General features: G+C 75.2%; 16 protein-coding genes and 1 tRNA gene. 14 read left to right on the forward strand and 3 right to left on the reverse strand.

Going from position 1 to position 17,499, the window contains the following annotated elements; genetic code table 11:
* Positions 1 to 66 precede the first annotated feature (66 nt).
* Complete coding sequence (locus ACFU7Z_RS01595; RefSeq protein ID WP_380775252.1) at positions 67 to 657, reverse strand: 5-formyltetrahydrofolate cyclo-ligase; 591 nt, start codon at positions 655 to 657, stop codon at positions 67 to 69.
* A gap of 63 nt (positions 658 to 720) precedes the next feature.
* Between ACFU7Z_RS01595 and ACFU7Z_RS01600 the strand changes: the two genes are divergently transcribed.
* The 10 genes from ACFU7Z_RS01600 to ACFU7Z_RS01645 all read left to right on the forward strand — a co-directional run bounded on the left by ACFU7Z_RS01600 (position 721) and on the right by ACFU7Z_RS01645 (position 10,307).
* Entirely contained in the window at positions 721 to 1,641 is a 921-nt protein-coding gene (locus tag ACFU7Z_RS01600; protein ID WP_375876005.1) for a GGDEF domain-containing protein, read from the forward strand.
* Positions 1,642 to 1,692: 51 nt separating this feature from the next.
* The gene (gene galU, locus ACFU7Z_RS01605; RefSeq protein WP_049660927.1) at positions 1,693 to 2,613 is read left to right on the forward strand and encodes a UTP--glucose-1-phosphate uridylyltransferase GalU; all 921 of its coding nucleotides are present in this window, start codon (positions 1,693 to 1,695) and stop codon (positions 2,611 to 2,613) included.
* Positions 2,614 to 2,645: 32 nt separating this feature from the next.
* On the forward strand, positions 2,646 to 3,983 hold the full coding sequence (glp, locus tag ACFU7Z_RS01610; RefSeq protein WP_074001264.1) for a gephyrin-like molybdotransferase Glp: 1,338 nt from the start codon (positions 2,646 to 2,648) through the stop codon (positions 3,981 to 3,983).
* 127 nt (positions 3,984 to 4,110) lie between these two features.
* A complete protein-coding gene (moaC, locus tag ACFU7Z_RS01615) occupies positions 4,111 to 4,551 on the forward strand; it encodes a cyclic pyranopterin monophosphate synthase MoaC (protein ID WP_380745086.1) in 441 nt (146 codons plus the stop codon).
* Complete coding sequence (locus tag ACFU7Z_RS01620; protein ID WP_049660037.1) at positions 4,548 to 5,066, forward strand: molybdenum cofactor biosynthesis protein B; 519 nt, start codon at positions 4,548 to 4,550, stop codon at positions 5,064 to 5,066. Before moaC ends, ACFU7Z_RS01620 begins: the two co-directional genes overlap by 4 nt.
* A 38-nt stretch (positions 5,067 to 5,104) precedes the next feature.
* Positions 5,105 to 5,689, forward strand: a complete 585-nt coding sequence (locus tag ACFU7Z_RS01625; protein ID WP_369808369.1) for a GNAT family N-acetyltransferase — start codon at positions 5,105 to 5,107, stop codon at positions 5,687 to 5,689.
* Positions 5,690 to 5,839: 150 nt separating this feature from the next.
* Positions 5,840 to 6,835, forward strand: a complete 996-nt coding sequence (locus tag ACFU7Z_RS01630) for a hypothetical protein (protein WP_380775255.1) — start codon at positions 5,840 to 5,842, stop codon at positions 6,833 to 6,835.
* A 180-nt stretch (positions 6,836 to 7,015) separates the two neighbouring features.
* A tRNA-Ala gene (locus ACFU7Z_RS01635) sits at positions 7,016 to 7,089 on the forward strand.
* Between the two features lie 351 nt (positions 7,090 to 7,440).
* Entirely contained in the window at positions 7,441 to 8,643 is a 1,203-nt protein-coding gene (locus ACFU7Z_RS01640) for a glycosyltransferase 87 family protein (protein WP_234348610.1), read from the forward strand.
* 44 nt (positions 8,644 to 8,687) lie between these two features.
* Positions 8,688 to 10,307: a DUF2079 domain-containing protein gene (locus ACFU7Z_RS01645; RefSeq protein WP_380775258.1), complete on the forward strand. Its 1,620-nt coding sequence runs from the start codon at positions 8,688 to 8,690 to the stop codon at positions 10,305 to 10,307.
* Positions 10,308 to 10,371: 64 nt separating this feature from the next.
* Here the strand turns inward: ACFU7Z_RS01645 and ACFU7Z_RS01650 are convergent, their stop codons facing one another.
* Positions 10,372 to 11,253 (reverse strand): peptidase, encoded by an 882-nt coding sequence (locus tag ACFU7Z_RS01650; protein WP_380775260.1) that lies wholly within the window; start codon positions 11,251 to 11,253, stop codon positions 10,372 to 10,374.
* A 2-nt stretch (positions 11,254 to 11,255) separates the two neighbouring features.
* Positions 11,256 to 12,584 (reverse strand): VWA domain-containing protein, encoded by a 1,329-nt coding sequence (locus ACFU7Z_RS01655; RefSeq protein WP_074001269.1) that lies wholly within the window; start codon positions 12,582 to 12,584, stop codon positions 11,256 to 11,258.
* 331 nt (positions 12,585 to 12,915) lie between these two features.
* Between ACFU7Z_RS01655 and ACFU7Z_RS01660 the strand changes: the two genes are divergently transcribed.
* The 4 genes from ACFU7Z_RS01660 to ACFU7Z_RS01675 all read left to right on the forward strand — a co-directional run bounded on the left by ACFU7Z_RS01660 (position 12,916) and on the right by ACFU7Z_RS01675 (position 17,476).
* Positions 12,916 to 13,767, forward strand: coding sequence for an ATP-binding cassette domain-containing protein (locus ACFU7Z_RS01660; RefSeq protein WP_380775262.1), 852 nt, complete (start codon positions 12,916 to 12,918; stop codon positions 13,765 to 13,767).
* Entirely contained in the window at positions 13,764 to 14,450 is a 687-nt protein-coding gene (locus ACFU7Z_RS01665; protein ID WP_259316716.1) for an ABC transporter, read from the forward strand. Before ACFU7Z_RS01660 ends, ACFU7Z_RS01665 begins: the two co-directional genes overlap by 4 nt.
* Before the next feature lie 186 nt (positions 14,451 to 14,636).
* Positions 14,637 to 15,968, forward strand: coding sequence for an FtsW/RodA/SpoVE family cell cycle protein (locus ACFU7Z_RS01670; RefSeq protein ID WP_380775264.1), 1,332 nt, complete (start codon positions 14,637 to 14,639; stop codon positions 15,966 to 15,968).
* Positions 15,968 to 17,476, forward strand: coding sequence for a penicillin-binding transpeptidase domain-containing protein (locus tag ACFU7Z_RS01675; protein WP_082346127.1), 1,509 nt, complete (start codon positions 15,968 to 15,970; stop codon positions 17,474 to 17,476). The genes ACFU7Z_RS01670 and ACFU7Z_RS01675 overlap by 1 nt, the downstream gene beginning before the upstream one ends.
* Positions 17,477 to 17,499 lie beyond the last annotated feature (23 nt).

Genomic DNA, 17,499 nt, shown 5'->3' on the forward strand with positions numbered 1-17,499 from the left:
CGGCCGGGCCTGTCGCGCCGTTTTCACCCGGTCCGTACCCCCCGAGGGAGCGGGGCCGCCGCCGTCTCACCCGAGCCTGCGCACCCCCGAGGGCAGCACCGCCAGGTCCACCGGCCGGTCGTGCGGCTCGGCCGGCACCCGCTCCAGCAGCTCGTGCTCGTACAGCAGGACCGCCAGCACCGGCCGCGCCCCCGCCCGCGCCAGCCGGTCCAGCACCCGGTCGTAGCTGCCGCCGCCCCGGCCCAGCCGCAGCCCGGAGCGGTCCACCGCCAGGCCCGGCAGCAGCACCACCGCCGCCCGCACGACCGCCTCCGGGCCGAGCCGCGGACCGACCGGCTCCAGCAGCCCGCGCCCGGCCGGGGCCAGCGCGTCCGGCCCCGCGTACGCGGCCCAGTCCAGGTCGTTGTCCGGCAGCAGCACCGGCAGCAGCACCCGCACCCCGCGCGCCCGCAGCGCGTCCAGCAGCGGCCTGGTCCCGGGCTCGGCTCCCACCGAGACGTACGCGGCCACCGTGGCGCCGGGGGCGGCCAGCTCCCCGGCGTGCCCGGCCAGCGCGTCGGCCGCCGCCGCCCGCTCCTCGGCGGCCAGTTCGCGCCGCCGCGACAACAGCCGTGTCCTCAGGCCGCTCTTCTCGTTGGGCATCCGATCCTCGTTCATCCGATCCTCCTGGCCTCCGCACCGCCGACGCGCAGAGCCTGACACGCGAAGGGGCACCCCCCATTGACCACCCCGCTGCTGGTCCAGGCCCTGGCCGCACTCGGCGTCCCCGCACTGGCCGGCGCCACCGCCCTCGGACTGCGCGGCCGCCGGGAGCGGGCCCGGGCCGCCGCCGGGGCGCAGCGGCTGCGCGGGCGGATCGCCGAACTGGAGGAGCGCTGCGCCGACCTGGAGCGCACCGCCTCCTGCGACCCGCTCACCGGCGTGTGGAACTACCGCCACCTCCAGCTCACCCTGGACCGGGAGATCGAACGGGCCCGTCGCGCCGAGCACACCGGACAGGCCGACGGCCCGCGCCCGCTCGCCGTGCTGATGCTCGCCATCAGCGGCTTCGACGCGGTCGTCGCCGAGCACGGCCGGGGCCGGGCGGGCGCGGTGCTGCGCGACCTCGCCCAGCGGCTCGCGATGGAGATCCGCCGGGCCGACACCCTCGGCCGCTACGGCGGCGAGGAGTTCCTGGTGGTGCTGCCGGACACCGGCGCCGAGGGCGCCGCCCAGGTCGCCGAGCGGCTGGTCTGGTCGGTCCGCCGGCACCTGCTGCTGGACTGGTCCTCCGGCCCGCGCGAGTCCCGCCCCGCCGCCGGCAACGGCCTGACCGCCGCCGCCGGCATCGCCGTGCTGCCCGAGAACGGCACCCACGCGGCCGTCCTGCTGCGCGCCGCCGACACGGCGCTCGCCGCGGCCCGGGCGTCCGGCGGCGACTGCTGGCGGCTCTCGGCCCGGCCGCCCGGGGAGTCCGGGGAGCCCCGCGCCGACCGCTCCGAACAGGCCGCTCGCACGCCCGATCACGGAACGGATGCCGAACGTGACCGTACGGAAAAGGCGGGTAGTGTGTCGGCCTGTGTCGGCCGGGACCCGTTCGCCCAGCCGGTCGCGACCCATACGACTGCCACCGCGGCCGGGCCCAGCGACGTGCTGTCCTAGCCGTCCGCCCGTACTCGGCCGGGCGAAAACGTGCCTGAGTAAGGTGAACGCATGACGACGACCAACCCCCGAGTTCCGGTGACCAAGGCCGTGGTGCCCGCGGCCGGACTGGGCACCCGCTTCCTTCCGGCGACCAAGGCCACCCCGAAGGAGATGCTCCCGGTCGTCGACAAGCCGGCGATCCAGTACGTCGTCGAGGAGGCCTCCGCCGCGGGCCTGTCCGACATACTGATGGTCACCGGGCGCAACAAGCGGGCCCTGGAGGACCACTTCGACCGCGCCTACGAGCTGGAGGAGCTGCTGGTCCGCAAGGGCGACGAGCAGCGCCTGGCCCGGGTCCGCGAGTCCGTCGAGCTGGCCAACATGCACTACGTCCGCCAGGGCGACCCGAAGGGCCTCGGCCACGCCGTCTCGGTCGCCGAGCAGCACGTCGCCGGCCAGCCCTTCGCCGTCCTGCTCGGCGACGACCTGATCGACCCGCGCGACCCGCTGCTCTCCCGGATGATCGAGGTGCAGCAGCAGCTCGGCGGCTCGGTCGTCGCCCTGATGGAGGTCGACCCCTCTCAGATCCACCTCTACGGCTGCGCCGCCGTCAAGGCGAACGGCTTCGGCGAGGACGTCTTCCAGGTGACCGACCTGGTCGAGAAGCCCGAGCCCGGCGAGGCCCCGTCGAGCTACGCCGTGATCGGCCGCTACGTCCTCGACCCGCTGGTCTTCGACGTGCTGCGGGAGACCCCGCCCGGCCGCGGCGGCGAGATCCAACTGACCGACGCCCTGCGCGAGCTGACCAACCGCGAGGCGGCGGACGGCGGGCAGGTGCACGGCGTGCTCTTCAAGGGCCGCCGCTACGACACCGGCGACCGCGCCGACTACCTGCGCGCTATCGTCCGTCTGGCCGCCGAACGCGAGGACCTGGGCCCGGAGTTCCGCTCCTGGCTGCGGGAGTTCGTCGGCTCCGAGATGCAGGACTGACGCAGGACCACGACCGAGGGAGCGAGCCGCCGATGACCGGGTCCACCGAGCACAGCACCATGCCCAGCGCCTGCTGCGACGCCGGAGCGGACCCGGCCCCGGCGGCCCCCCGCCTCTGGACGGTGGACGAGCACCTCGCCGACGTGCTGGCCGCGGTCGGCCCGCTGCCCGCGATCGAGCTCCAGCTGCTGGAGGCCCGCGGCTGCCGGCTCGAGGAGGACGTGGTCGCCGACGGCGACCTGCCGCCCTTCGACAACAGCTCGATGGACGGCTACGCGGTCCGCACCGCCGACACCGAGGGCGCCACCGACACCTACCCGTCGGTGCTCTCGGTGGTCGGCGACATCGCGGCCGGCGCCGACGCGCTGCCCAGGGTCGGCCCCGGCCAGGCCGCCCGGATCATGACCGGCGCCCCGATGCCGCCCGGCGCCCAGGCCGTCGCCCCGGTCGAGTGGACCGACGGCGGCACCGGCACCGGGGTGGCCGCCGCCGCGATGACCGCGCCGGTCCCGGACGAGGAGGTCCGGGTGCTGCGCCCGGTCGCCGCGGGCGCGCACATCCGCCGCCGCGGCAGCGACGTCGCGGCCGGCGTCCGGGTGCTGGAGGCCGGCACCCGGCTCGGCCCCGCCCAGCTCGGCCTGCTCGCCGCGATCGGCCGGCCCACCGTGAAGGTCCGCCCCCGCCCCCGGGTCGTGGTGCTGTCCACCGGCAGCGAGCTGGTCCAGCCCGGCGAGCCGGTCGGCCCCGGGCAGATCGCCGACTCCAACAGCTTCGCCCTCACCGCGGCCGCCCAGGACGCCGGCGCCATCGCCTTCCGGGTCGGCGCCGTCCCGGACGACGCCGACCGGCTGCGCGCCGTCCTGGAGGACCAGCTCGGCCGGGCCGACCTGATCGTCACCAGCGGCGGGGTCAGCGTCGGCGCGTACGACGTGGTCAAGGAGGTCTTCGAGTCCTACGGCGGGGTCGACTTCCGGCGGCTGCGGATGCAGCCCGGCAAGCCGCAGGGCTTCGGCCGGATCGGCGGCGCGGCCGGGGTGCCGCTGCTCGCCCTGCCCGGCAACCCGGTGAGCGCCTACATCTCCTTCGAGCTCTTCGTCCGCCCGGTCATCCGCACCATGCTCGGCGCCGCCGACGTGCACCGCCCGGTCGTCCGCGCGCTCTGCCCGTCCCCGCTGCGCTCCCCGGCCGGCCGCCGGCAGTTCCTGCGCGGCCGCTACTCGGTGGCCGACGGCACGGTCGAGCCGGTCGGCGGCGCCGGGTCGCACCTGGTGGGCGCGCTGGCCCGGGCCGACTGCCTGATCACCGTCCCCGAGGAGACCACCGAACTGCCGGCCGGCAGCGAGGTGGACGTGGTGTTGCTGGACGCCTGATCGGCCCCCGGGACCGGGGAACGGTACGGTAGCGCGGTATTCGACCTGCGCGCCCCTGGAGTTACCCGTGACGACACCTCCCCCCGGCGACCGCCTCACCCACGTCGACGACCAGGGCGCGGCCCGGATGGTCGACGTGACCGAGAAGGCCGCCACCGCGCGCACCGCCGTGGCGGCCGGCCGGGTGCGGGTCTCCCCGCAGGTGGTCCACCTGCTGCGCGGCGAGGGCGTGCCCAAGGGCGACGCCCTCGCGGTGGCCCGGATCGCCGGGATCATGGGCGCCAAGAAGACCCCGGAGCTGATCCCGCTCTGCCACCCGATCGCGGTCTCCGGCGTCAAGGTCGACCTCGCCGTCGCGGACGACGCGGTCGAGATCACCGCCACCGTGAAGACCGCCGACCGCACCGGCGTCGAGATGGAGGCGCTGACCGCCGTCGCGGTGGCCGGGCTGACCGTCGTCGACATGGTCAAGGCGGTGGACAAGGGCGCCACGATCGAGTCCGTCCGGGTGCTGAGCAAGACCGGCGGCAAGAGCGGCGACTGGTTCGCCCCGGAGGTGGCGCAGTGAGGGCCCTGGCGGTCACCGTCTCCAACCGGGCCTCGGCCGGGGTCTACGAGGACCGGGGCGGCCCGCTGCTGGTGGCCGGCCTGACCGCGATGGGCTTCACCGCCGACGGCCCCCGGGTCGTCCCGGACGGCGAGCCGGTGGAGGCCGTGCTGCGCGAGGCCGTCGCGGCCGGCTACGACGTGGTGCTGACCACCGGCGGCACCGGCATCTCGCCGATGGACCTCACCCCCGAGATGACCGCCCGGGTGATCGACCGCCAGGTCCCCGGCATCGCCGAGGCCGTCCGCGCGTACGGCCGGGAGAAGGTGCCGACCTCGGCGCTCTCCCGCGGGCTCGCCGGCCTCGCCGGACGTACCCTGATCGTCAACCTGCCGGGCTCGACCGGCGGCGTCAGGGACGGCCTCGCCGTCCTGGAGCCGCTGCTCGCCCACGCCGTCGACCAGCTCGGCGGCGGGGACCACCCCCGGACCGACGCCCCGGCACCCGGGGCTCCAGCATCCAGGAGAGGGCACTGAACGCCGGCTGGCCGGTAGAACTCCACGAGGGGGAGGTCGTGCTGCGCCCCATCCGGGCCCGCGACCAGCGCGAGTGGCAGGAGGTGAGCCGCCGCAACCGGGACTGGCTGCGCCGCTGGGAGGCCACCGTGCCGCCCGGCCCGGCGGGCCAGGCGGCCGGCGCCCGGCCGACCTACCGGCAGATGGTCCGCTTCCTGCGCGGCGAGGCCTCGGCCGGCCGGATGCTGCCCTTCGTCGTGGTCCACAAGGGCCAGCTGGTCGGCCAGTTGACCGTCGGCGGGATCACCTGGGGATCGATGTGCTCGGCGAACATCGGGTACTGGGTGGACGAGGAGGTGGCGGGCCGGGGCATCATCCCGACCGCCGTGGCCCTTTCGGTGAACTACTGCTTCCGCACGCTCGGACTGCACCGGATCGAGGTCTGCATCCGCCCGGAGAACGGCCCGAGCCGACGGGTGGTGGAAAAGCTCGGCTTCCGCTCGGAGGGAATCCGTCCGCGCTATCTCCACATCGACGGCGACTGGCGCGACCACCTCGTCTACGCGCTGACCGACGAGGAGGTCCCGGAGGGGATGCTGGAGCGCTGGCGCGCGCTCAGTTCCGGGCGCGGGACACGTAATTGAATGTATGTTCGAAAGAAATATCGATATGGCATCGCCGGGGCACCGGACCCGCACAAATAGCGGCAAAATAGTCGGAGAATCAGCTTGATCACACGACACGCCGCACCAAATTGCTGCCAGGCCTTCCCCGGCGCCCGTACGGTGTGAATCGTGAGCAGTAGCGGCCTTATCTACGCCGTCATCGTAGGGGCCTGGGCCGCCTATCTGGTGCCGATGTGGCTCCGCAGGCAGGACGAACTCAACGAGGCGCGCCCGACGGAACGCTTCAGCACCGCCATCCGCCTGCTGGCCGGGCGTTCGGGGCTGGAGCGGCGGGCAGCCCGGGCCCTGGGTGACGAACCGCGTGACGAGCAGAGCGACGACGGTCCTCCCGAACGGGACGAGGCCGCCTCCGGCGACCCCGCACGGGAGCCCGAACCCCCGGTGCAGCGCCCGGCCGAGCGGCCGGGCCCCGAACCGCGGGTCGGGACCGAGCGCCGGGCGCGGCTGCTGGCCCGCCGGCGCCGGATGGTCACCGCCCTCTTCCTCTCCTTCGCGCTCGGCGCGGTGGTCGCCGCGGTGGCCGGACTCGCCTTCCTCTGGGTCCCGGCGGTCCCGGCGGTCCTCCTCACCCTGTACATCGGCCACCTGCGCCGGCTGGAGCGCCAGCGGTACGAGGTGAAGCTCGACCGGGTCCGGGCCGCCCAGGCCGCCGAGCGGCTGCGCAAGCGCGAGCAGCAGCGCGCCGAGGCCCGGCCGCCGGCCGGCGCCCCGGCCGAGGCCCCCGCCGCGGAGCCGGCCCCGGCCGCGCCCGCCGGGGAGCGGCCCGCGCGCCGTTCCCACCTGCGGCTGGCCGCCGACCCCGAGCAGGCCACCGTCTCGGTGCCCTCCGCCTCCGCGGTGGCCGAGGCGACCGAGCACGAGGAGTGGGTCGACGGCATGCGCGAGCGCGGCGCGGCCGGGCCGGACTCCTGGGAGCCGGTGCCCGTCCCGCTGCCGACCTACGTGACCGCCCCGGTCGCCCCCCGGGTCTCCCGCGGCCTCGACCTGTCGGCCCCCGGCACCTGGACCGCCGGGCGCCCCGCCGAGTCCCGCAAGACCCCGCTCTTCGACCAGTACGCCGAGCCCCAGGCTCCCGAGTCGCGCCCGCGCGCGGCCAACGAGTGACGGGGGCCGGCCCCCGGCCCCGCCCGTACGCCGCGACGCACCCGCCCGATGCCGCCTCGCCCGCCACCGCGGGCGGGGCGGCCCGCGTTCGGGGCGAGCCCCCTGGCCACCCCGGCCGGCACCGTGATCCGGGGGGTGGTCACGGACCCCCTCCGAAAGGTGCTAGAGTTTCTTCTCGTTGGGGCTGTGGCGCAGTCCGGTAGCGCACCTCGTTCGCATCGAGGGGGTCAGGGGTTCGAATCCCCTCAGCTCCACCCAACGGACCGGCTCCGGCCGGTCGACGAAATCCCGCCGGGGGGCAACTCCCGGCGGGATTTCGCGTTTTGGGGTCCCGGCCCGGTGCCGACCCCGACCCGGGGCCCGGTGTGGGGGAGGTCACATCGCCCCTCCGGGCCCGTTTCTGACGCGGTTTGGGGCTCAGGGGGGTCGGTTATGGTGGGTGGGCCCAGACGGCGACGAGGGAACGATCTGGTCTATCTCGACGGGGTGCCATCGCGGTGCGCGAGTTCGGTCTGAAACGGTGGGTGCGGCGGTCCGGTCCGGAAGGGTCCGGCGACGCGGCGGAAACCGGAAGGCCGAATTCCTGGACGCTTCCGGCGGCCTGTGTGGCGGCGGTTTCACTGGCGGTGTTCGCCTGGTTCCGGCACGTCCACGGGGCCACCATGGTCGACATGCTGGTCTACCGGGCCGAGGGCCAGGCGGTGGTCCGCGGCGAGGACCTGTACGCGATGCGGCTGCCCGGCTGGGACCTGCCGGCCACCTACCCGCCGTTCGCGGCGATGCTCTTCGTACCGAGCACCTGGTTCGACGTGAGCACCCTGCGCGTCCTGGTGATGCTCCTCAACTACGCGCTGCTCGCCGCGGCCGTGCACCTGTCGCTCAAGCTGGCCGGCTGGCCGAAGCGGCACCGCGCGGCCGTGGTGGTCCTGGCCACCGGCCTCGGCGTCTGGCTGGAGCCGGTCTTCACCACCTTCCAGTACGGCCAGGTCAACCTCGGCATACTCTGCCTGGTCCTGTGGGACCTGACCCGGCCGGACAGCCACCGCCTCAAGGGCGTGGGCATCGGCCTGGCCACCGCCATCAAGATCACCCCGGGCCTGTTCGCCGTCTACCTGTTCCTGACCGGCCGGGTCCGGGCCGCCTTCGTCTCGGCCGGCACCTTCCTGGCGGCGGGCCTGATCGGCTGGGCCCTCCTGCCCGACGCCTCGTACGGGTTCTGGACCACCTACCTCTGGGACCCGAGCCGGGTCGGCGTGACCGTCCTGGTGGACAACCAGTCGCTGCGCGGCGCCGTCTGCCGGCTGCTCGACGTCAACGACCCCGGCCTGGTCGGGGTCGTCGCCTCGGCGCTGGTCGCGGTGTTCGGGCTCGGGGTGGCGGTGCTGGCCGGCCGCTCGGCGCGGGTGCTGCGGCGGGCCGACGCCTGGGGCGCGGTCTGCGCCGCGCTCACCGCGCTGCTGGTCTCGCCGATCAGCTGGACCCACCACTGGGTCTGGTGCATCCCGCTGCTCGCCCTGCTGGCGGTGGAGGCCAGGACCACGGCCCGGCGGGTGCTGTTCGGCGTGACCGCGGCGGTCTTCCTCTCCCACGTGATGTGGGCGGTGCCGCACCGCTGGGGCCGCGGGGTCGCCTGGTACTGGCAGCTGCCCGGCGCCATCTACCCGCCGATCGCGATCGCCGTCCTGGTCGTCCTGGGCGTGCGGCTGTACCGCGCCCGGCGGCAGGCCGTGGACGCCGCCGGCGGCGGGGCCCTGACCCTGCTGACCGCCAGGCTGGACCGCGACCCCGCGCTGACGAACCGGACCTGACGGACCGGACCCACGGACCCCAGACCGGACGGACCAGACCAGACGTGACCACCCAGACCGCACCCCCGCCGCCGGCCGCCGCCGGGCCCGCCGTCCGCCGGATGGCCGCGGCCGTCCTGCTCGGCCCCGCCCGGCGCACCGCGCTGCTCACCGCGCTCTGCTTCACGGTGACCTGCGCCATCGGCCTGCAGGGCTGGACGTCCGTCTCGCTCGGCGGCTTCGACCTCGGCATCTTCGACCAGGGCGTGCGCGGCTACGCCCACTTCGGGCTGCCCGTCTCGACGCTGAAGAGCTTCCACCACGAGTTCCCGCCCGGCTTCTCGCTGCTGGGCGACCACTTCTCGCCGGTGCTGGCGCTGCTCGCGCCGCTGTACTGGATCTGGGACGACCCGCGCTCGCTGATCATCGGGCAGTCGCTGCTGTTCGCGGCCGGCGTGCCGCTGATCCGGCGGATCGCCGGGTACGCCTTCGCCGGCGCCGAGCCGCGCACCGCCCGCCGGGCCGCCGACCTGGCCGGCCTGGTCTACGGGCTCGGCTGGCCGCTGCTGGTCGCCGCCCGGGTGGGCTTCCACGAGGTCGCCTTCGCGGTCCCGCTGACCCTGCTGATGCTGGAGCGCGGGCTGGCCCGCCGGTACGGCACGGTGCTGCTCGCCGCCCTGCTGCTGTGCTGCACCAAGGAGGACCTCGGCCTGCTGGTCGGGGCGTACGGGCTGGTGCTGCTGCTGCGCACCCGCCGCACCGACGACCGGGCGGGCCGCCGCACCGGGCTGGGACTGCTGCTGGGCGGGCCGGTCGCCTCGGCCGCCGCCATCACCTGGCTGATCCCGGCGATGGGCGGGGAACCGGGCTACTACTGGAACTACGGCTCGCTCGGCACGGACGGCGGCGACGCGCTGCGCAACCTGCTGCACGACCCGTTCCTGCTGGTGCAGGCCGCCTTCGACCAGCCGCTCAAGCCGCTGCTGCTGCTGTGGCTGTTCGGCACCATGCTGCTGCTGCCGCTGCGCTCGGCCACCGTGCTGTGCGCGGTGCCGCTGCTGGCCGAACGGATCCTGTCCAGCAACCCCAACCACTGGTCGATCGCCCGGCACTACGACTCGCTGCTGTGGCCGGTCCTGCTCACCGCCGCGATCGAGGTGCTGGGCCGGCTGAGCGCCACCGGGCGGCCGGAGCGGAGCCTGCGGCGGGCCCGCCGGCTGGGCCTCGGCGCGGCCGGCATCGCGCTGGTGGCCGCGGTGCCGATCGGGCTGGTGCCGCTGGTCCTGCCGTCCTCCTGGGCGCCCAAGCCGAGCGAGGCGGCGCTGGTGCGGGCGGCCGCGCTGATCCCGGACGGGGCGTCCGTCGAGGCGGACAACCAGATCGCGCCGCGGCTGACCGCCCGGACGGACGTGGTGCTGGTGGACGGCACACCGCGCGGGCGCGAGTACGTGCTCACCCGGGGCGACAAGCGGTCCTTCCCGTTCAAGACGGACAAGGAGCAGGCCGAGCGGATCCAGCTGCTGCTGGCGCACGGCTACCGGCAGCTGTGGGCCGAGGACGGGGTCGTGCTGCTGCACCGGGAGGGCGACGAGCCGATCCCCGGCGAGCACGTGCCGGGGCCGGGCAGCAAGCCGGTCCAGGACGAGGTCCCGACCGACGTCGGGCACAACCTGTTCCGCGGCTGAGCGCGGGGCCCGGACACGCCGGAGGGCCGGCCGGAACGACGTCCGGCCGGCCCTCCGGGGCGGGTCAGGGGCGGTCCGAGCCGGTGTAGTGGCTGCTCTGGTGGGAGCCTTGCGACGGGACGGCGCCGTAGTGGCCGGGCCGGTGGCCGCGCGGGTGCCGGGTCAGCCGGTAGCCGAGGATGCCGGCCAGCGCGGCCAGGAAGCCGCCGCCGATCGTCCAGTACCAGCGGCTGTTCCAGCCGGAGAACCAGCCGGTGTACCAGTGCTCCTCCTGGGCCACCGGGGCGGCCGCCTTGGCCGTGCTCGCGCCGCCGCCGGCCGGCGGGACCAGCGGGGCCTTCAGCTCGCCGCCCTCCGGCTGGGCGTTGTCCGCGTCGCCCTTGGCGGCGACGTGCAGCTGCACCGAGGAGGCCAGGCCGAGGTCCGGCTGCGGGACGTCGCTGACCGACAGCCGCACGTAGTAGGTGCCGGGCAGCGGGTCGCCGGACCACGGCTCGGCCCAGGTGCGGACCTCGCGCAGGGTGCAGTTCAGCGCCAGCGAGCCGGCGCTCTGCTCGGCGGTGGCGTTCTGGGTGCCGGCGGTGCACGCCTGGCGGCGGCGCAGCCCGTCGAAGACCTCGACGGACCAGGTCTGCGGGCCGTGCCGGTCGGCCGAGGGGGCCAGGCCGACGGTCAGGTTGACCGTCGGGGTCTGGCCCTCGGCGGCGCCGAACGCCCAGTACAGGTAGTCACCGGTGGAGACGGAGACGTTGGCGTCCTGGTTGGGCGAGAGGTTGACCGCGGTCAGGAAGGAGGTGCCGGCCTTGGTGGCCGGGGCCGGGGTGCCGCTCGCACTGGCCGAGGGGGACGGCGAGGCGGCCGAGGCGGCCGGGGCGCCCAGGGCGCTCAGGGCCAGGGCGGGCAGCAGGGCGAGGGCGGCGAGGGCGCCGCGGATCGTCGTACGCATGGTCAGTTCTCCCGCCAGACGGCGATCCGCCAGCGCGCGATCCAGCCGAAGACCAGACCGAAGGCCAGGCCGGCCAGGGTGAGGGTGAGCAGCAGGATCCAGCCGCGGCCGAGGCCCATCGCGGCGCCCTCCGGGGCGGGCGAGGCGGAGGCCAGGTCGACGGTCAGCTCCAGCGGCAGGCCGGGGTCGGCCAGCACGCCGGCCTGCGGGGCCAGCGAGTTGCTGACGACCAGGCAGACCGTGGTCTCCGGCTTCTCCTTGGAGTCCTTGGTGGCCGTGGGGCTCGCGGTGACGTAGCCCTTGGAGTCGTCGGTGGACCAGCGCAGGCCGGTGGAGACCACGTCGGTGCGGCTGCTGCCGGCGTCGGTGCCGCGGACCAGTTCCTGGCCGGTCGCGCTGGTGGCCTGGAGCAGCACCCCGTAGTCCCGGGCCACCGGGCGGTCGAGGGCGACGCTGACCGAGGCGCGCAGCTCCTGGCCGGACTTGACCGGGACCTTGTAGACGCGGTGCTCGGAGAACTTCTCGCGGTCGGTGTAGACGCCCGGGGCGAGCACCGGGGCGCTCTCGCACTTGTCGGTGCCGGTGGTCTTGACCGGGGTCACCGTGTAGGTGTCGTTGGAGCGGTCGACCAGCTGCTTCACCTTGTCGGTGAGCTGCTCCTGGGTGCGGACGTCGGTGTAGGTGCCGCCGGTCGCGTTGGCGATGCAGAGCAGCTGCTGGCGGGTCTTGTCGTCGTGGGCCAGGCCCAGGGTGTCGACCACCAGGTGGATGCCCTGGGAGGCGAGTTCGCGGGCGACGTCACAGGGGTCGGGCGGGGTGCAGGTGTCCTCGCCGTCGGTGATCAGCACCACCCGGCGGGTGGTCTCGCCCTTGCCGAGGTCCTGCGCGGCGCCGCGCAGCGCCAGGCCGATCGGGGTCCAGCCGGTGGGGCGCAGGGTGGCGACGGCGGTCTTGGCCTCGACCTTGTTGGTCTTGCCGACCGGGTACAGCTGCTTGGTGTCCTGGCAGCCCTGGGCCTTGTCGTTGCCGGGGTAGTTCGCCCCCAGGGTGCGGATGCCGAACTCGGTCTCCGCGGGCAGCGCGTCGATCACCTCGTTCAGCGACTGCTGGGCCACCGCGATGCGGCTCTTGCCCTGGATGTCCGCCTCGCGCATGGAGCCGCTGACGTCCAGGACGAGGTCGACCCGGGGCGCCTCCTTGGTCGCGGGAGCGGCGCCGGCTGATGGTTCGTCGGCGTGGGCGGGCAGGCCGAGGAGCAGCGAGGCGCCCGTTATCGCCACTGCTGCCAGCAGGCTGCCGAGCCTGGTCTGTGGTCGTCGTCCGGTAGTCACCCGGCCGATCCTAGGGCGTGTCCGACAATTCCCGCCGGGTGCGCGACGCCGGTGCACGCACCTCGCCGCGTTGTCGTCGGTCGCCGATGCTCCGCATGGACTCCCTCCTCCGCCTTGCGATGCACGCACCCCGACGCCGCGCCCTGATCCGACGCCAATTGTCGGACACGCCCTGGGGATCATCAGTTCGCCATGGCGAAACGGGCCCGGATCGTGCTTCGACCAGCTCCGGCGTGAACTCCGGCGCACAGCTTGGGAATCCGTGCTTTCACAGCGGTCTTACGCGGCGTGGATAGCCTTCCTTTCACGACGGACTGGAGCGGGGGGAGCGATGGAGCTGACGGCGGTCGGCAAGCGGTACGGGCGGCGGGAGCGGTGGATCCTGCGCGGGGTCGACCTCGCGGTCGGGCCGGGCGAGCTGGTGCGGATCGCCGGGCGGAACGGGAGCGGCAAGTCGACGCTGCTGCGGCTGGTCGCCGGGATCGAGCGGCCGAGCACGGGGCGGGTGGCGCGGCCCGGCCCGGCGGCGTACGTGCCCGAGCGCTTCCCGCCGGCGCTGCCCTTCGACGCCGCCTCCTACCTGCTGCGGGTGGGGCGGGTGCACGGGCTGTCGGCGGAGCGGGCGCGGCGGCGGGCGGGGGAGCTGCTGGACCGGTTCGGTGTCGCGGACCGGGCGGGCACGCCGTTGAGCCGGCTGTCGAAGGGCACCTGCCAGAAGGTCGCGGTCGCCCAGGCGCTGCTCCCCGAGGCGCGGGTGCTGCTGCTGGACGAGGCGTGGACCGGGCTGGACCCGGAGGCCCGGGCGGTGCTGGACGAGGCCGCCGCCGAGCGGGCGGCGGCGGGCGGCACGGTGCTGTTCGTCGACCACGACCCGGCCCGGCTGGCCGGGTTGACCAGCGCCGCGTACCGGGTCGGTGCGGACGGCGTGCTGCGGCCGGTCGAGGACGGGGTGCCGGAGCCGGCGGCGGGCGGCCCGGTGATGGAGGTCGAGGTGGACGTCCCGGACGGCGCCCCGCTGCCCACGGCGCTGCCGGGGGCGCCGGAGGTCACCGCGCTGGCCGGGACGGCGGTGCGGCTGGCGGTGCCGGCCGCGCACTCGGACGCGCTGCTGCGCCGGCTGCTGCTGGGCCGCCCGGCCGTCCGGGTGCTGGCGGTGCGTCGGCGCGAGGAGGGGGAGCGGTGACGGCGCGGATCGGTGCGCTGACCCGGTACCACCTGGAGCTGCTGCTGCGCTCGCACGCCTGGCTGCCGCCGTTCCTGGCGTACGCGGTGCTGCTGGTGGTCGGGGTGGCGGCGGGGGACCCGCTGCTGGGCGGCCTCGGCTTCGGCGCGGGGGTGCTGCTGCCGGTGAGCGCCTGGTACGTGCGCAGTGCGCTGAGCGCGGAGCCGCCGGCCTCGCGGGCCTGCCTGGTGGCGGCGGCGGGCCCGGTCCGGGTCCACCTGGGGGCGTTGCTGGCGGCGCTGACGGTGTCGCTGGTGCTGGCGGTCGGTCAGGTGGCGGCGGTCTGGTGGACCAGCGGGCCGGTGGTCGGCCAGGGGGTTCGGCAGGAACCGGGGACCGGGCCGGCGGTGCTGGCCGGGCTGGTGGCCTCCGTGGTCTGCGCGCTGCTGGGGGTGCTGGCCGGGGCGGTGGCGAACCGTCCGGTGCTGGTCCACGCGCAGTACGGCATCCCGGCGGCGCTGGGGCTGGCCACGCTGCTGCTGGTGGTGCCGGCCTCGCCGGCCAACGCGGCGGTGCGCGGGCTGGTGTCGGCGGCCCGGACCGGCCGGGTCGCGGTGCCGTGGCCGAGCCTGCTGGCCGCCGCCGTCCTGCTGGCGGCGGTCGGCGCGGGGGTGGCGGCGCTGGCCGGGCGGCGGCCGGAGTGAGGGCCGGGGGCGGATCGGCGGGCCCGGGTGATTCGGGCATCGGCGGACACACCGTGGCGGAGTGTCAAAAATACGGATAGCACTCGTTAGGGTGACGAACCGGGACACGGGCGCCGCCGCACCGGCGCCCGGACCCTCCCCGCTAGACCGCGACCCCCAGGACGGTCCGTGGCGACACCCTCCGCCGTGCCGAGATCCGCCGCCGGGCCGAGCCGGCCGGTGCCGACCAGGCGCACCACCGAGCTCGTGCTGGTGGTCGGCGCCGTCCTGATCGCCGTGTTCGGCTACGTCGAGGTCGGCGTCAACCTGGACGGCCACGTCCCGGCCGACGCGGCCGAGTACGGCGCCGCGCTGGGCGTGCTCGCCCTGGCGGCGCACGCCGTGGTCCGGTGGCGGGCCCGGTACGCGGACCCGCTGCTGCTGCCGATCGCGGTGCTGCTGAACGGGATCGGGCTGGTGGTGATCTACCGGCTCGACCGGGCCACCCCGGGGCGCGGCGCCGCCTCCACCCAACTGCTCTGGTCGGCGCTGGGGGTGGCGCTGTTCATCGCGGTGGTGCTGCTGGTGCGCGACCACCGGCGGCTGCGGCGCTACGCGTACGTCGGGGCGCTGGTGGCGCTGGTCCTGCTGGTGCTGCCGATCTTCTTCCCGCCGGTGTACGGCTCCCGGATCTGGGTCGTGATCGGGCCGCTCTCCTTCCAGCCCGGGGAGTTCGCCAAGATCCTGCTGGCGGTCTTCTTCGCCGCGTACCTGGCGGTGCACCGGGACGCGCTGGCGCTGACCGGCCGCCGGGTCTGGCGCTGGCAGCTGCCGCGCGGGCGGGTGCTCGGGCCGGTGCTGCTGATCTGGGCGGCGTTCGTCGGCGTCCTGGTGCTGGAGACCGACCTCGGCACCTCGCTGCTGTTCTTCGGCCTGTTCGTGGTGATGCTCTACGTGGCGACCGCGCGCACCGGCTGGATCGCGATCGGCCTCGGCCTGGCCGCCGTCGGGGCGGTGACGGTGGGCTGGCTCTCGCCGCACGTGCACAGCCGGGTCGCGGACTGGCTGGACCCGCTGGGCTCGATCGAGGCGGGCCGGGGCGCCAACCAGATCGCCCAGTCGCTGTTCGCCTTCGCCTGGGGCGGCGAGCTGGGCACCGGGCTCGGCAACGGGCACTCGGTGCTGATCGGCTTCGCCGCCAAGTCGGACTTCATCCTCGCCACGATCGGCGAGGAGCTCGGGCTGACCGGGCTGACCGCGGTGTTCCTGCTGTACGCGGCGCTGGTCTCGCGGGGCTTCCGGACCGGCATCGCGCTGCGCGACCCGTTCGGGCGGCTGCTGGCGATCGGGCTGGCCGCGATCGTCGGCCTCCAGGTGTTCGTGGTGGCGGGCGGGGTGCTCGCGCTGATCCCGCTGACCGGGATGACCATGCCGTTCATCGCCCAGGGCGGCTCCTCGGTGGTCACCAACTGGATCATCGTCGCGCTGCTCGTGCGGATGAGCGACGACGCCCGCCGGCCTGTGACCGGGGAGGTCTGATGGCGCGCGTCCGGGCCAGGGGGAACGGCCCGCAGGGGCTGCCCGGCATCTCGGTCACCGGGCGCCGGGCGGGCACCTTCTGCCTGCTGCTGGTCGCGGCGCTGTGCGTGCAGGCCACCCGGGTGCAGGTGTTCCAGGCGCAGGACCTCGACCGCAACAGCGCCAACCAGCGGCTCACCGTCGAGCGGTACGCCCAGCCGCGCGGCGACATCCTGGTCGGCCCGGACCCGGTGACCGGTTCCGAGCCGACCGGCGGCCGGTACGCGTACAAGCGCGGCTACACCGACGGCCCGACCTACGCGGCGGTCACCGGCTTCGCCTCGCAGGCGTACGGCACCACCCAGCTGGAGGGGACCGAGGACGAGCTGCTGACCGGCACCGACGGCCGGCTGGCGGGCTGGTCGGTCTGGGACGCCGTCTCCCGCCGGCAGAACCCCGGCGGGGACGTCCACACCACGCTGAACCGGGCCGCCCAGCAGGCCGCGATGCGCGGGCTCGGCGACCAGAAGGGCGCGGTCGCCGCGATCGAGCCGGCCACCGGGCGGATCCTGGCGCTGGCCAGCACGCCCTCGTACGACCCGGGCTCCTTCGCCGGGTACGGCGCCGACGACCAGGAGGCCTGGAACCGGCTGCAGGCCGACGCCGACCAGCCGATGCTCAACCGGGCGCTGCGCCAGACCTACCCGCCGGGCTCGACCTTCAAGGTGGTCACCGCCGCGGCCGCGCTGGCGGCCGGGGTGGTCACCGACCCGGCCGCGCCGACCGGGGCGCCCTTCCCGTACGTGCTGCCCGGCACGACCACGCCGCTGGTCAACGACACCCCGGCCTGCGACCGGGCCGACCTGTCGCTGGCCGCCGCGATGACCGCCAGCTGCAACAGCGTGCTCGGCTACCTGGGGGTGCGGACCGGGCTGGACCGGATGGCCGAGATGGCCGGGAACCTCGGCTTCAACGACGCGAGGCTGGACGTCCCGGTGCGGGCGGCGAGGTCGAACTTCGACACCCGGATGGACGAGTCGCAGCTGGCGCTCTCCTCGATCGGGCAGTTCGACACGGCGGCCACCCCGCTGACGATGGCGATGGTCGCGGCCGGGGTGGCCAACGACGGGACGGTGATGCGGCCACAGCTCGTGGACCGGCTGACCAGGAGCGACGGCACCACGGTGCAGCTGATGAAGCCGGCCGTGTACCGGCGGGCGATGACCCCGGCGGTGGCCGGGCAGGTGCGCGGGCTGATGACCGGCGTGGTGGAGAACGGCACCGGCGGCAACGCCCGGATCGCCGGGGCGGTGGTCGGCGGCAAGACCGGGACGGCCCAGCACGGGGTGGGCAACAGCGGGACGCCGTACGCCTGGTTCATCGCCTGGGCGGCGCCGGCCGGTTCGGACGCGGTGCCGCCGGTGGCGGTCGCCGTGGTGGTCGAGGACAGCGGGGCCACGGACGTCACGGGTGGCGCGCTGGCGGCGCCGATCGCCCGGTCGGTGATGCGGGCGGTGCTCGGCGGATGATCTCCGCAGGTGCGCTGAGCTGC

Origin of the sequence: Kitasatospora sp. NPDC057518, from assembly GCF_042802075.1 — a bacterium.
Classification (GTDB): domain Bacteria; phylum Actinomycetota; class Actinomycetes; order Streptomycetales; family Streptomycetaceae; genus Kitasatospora.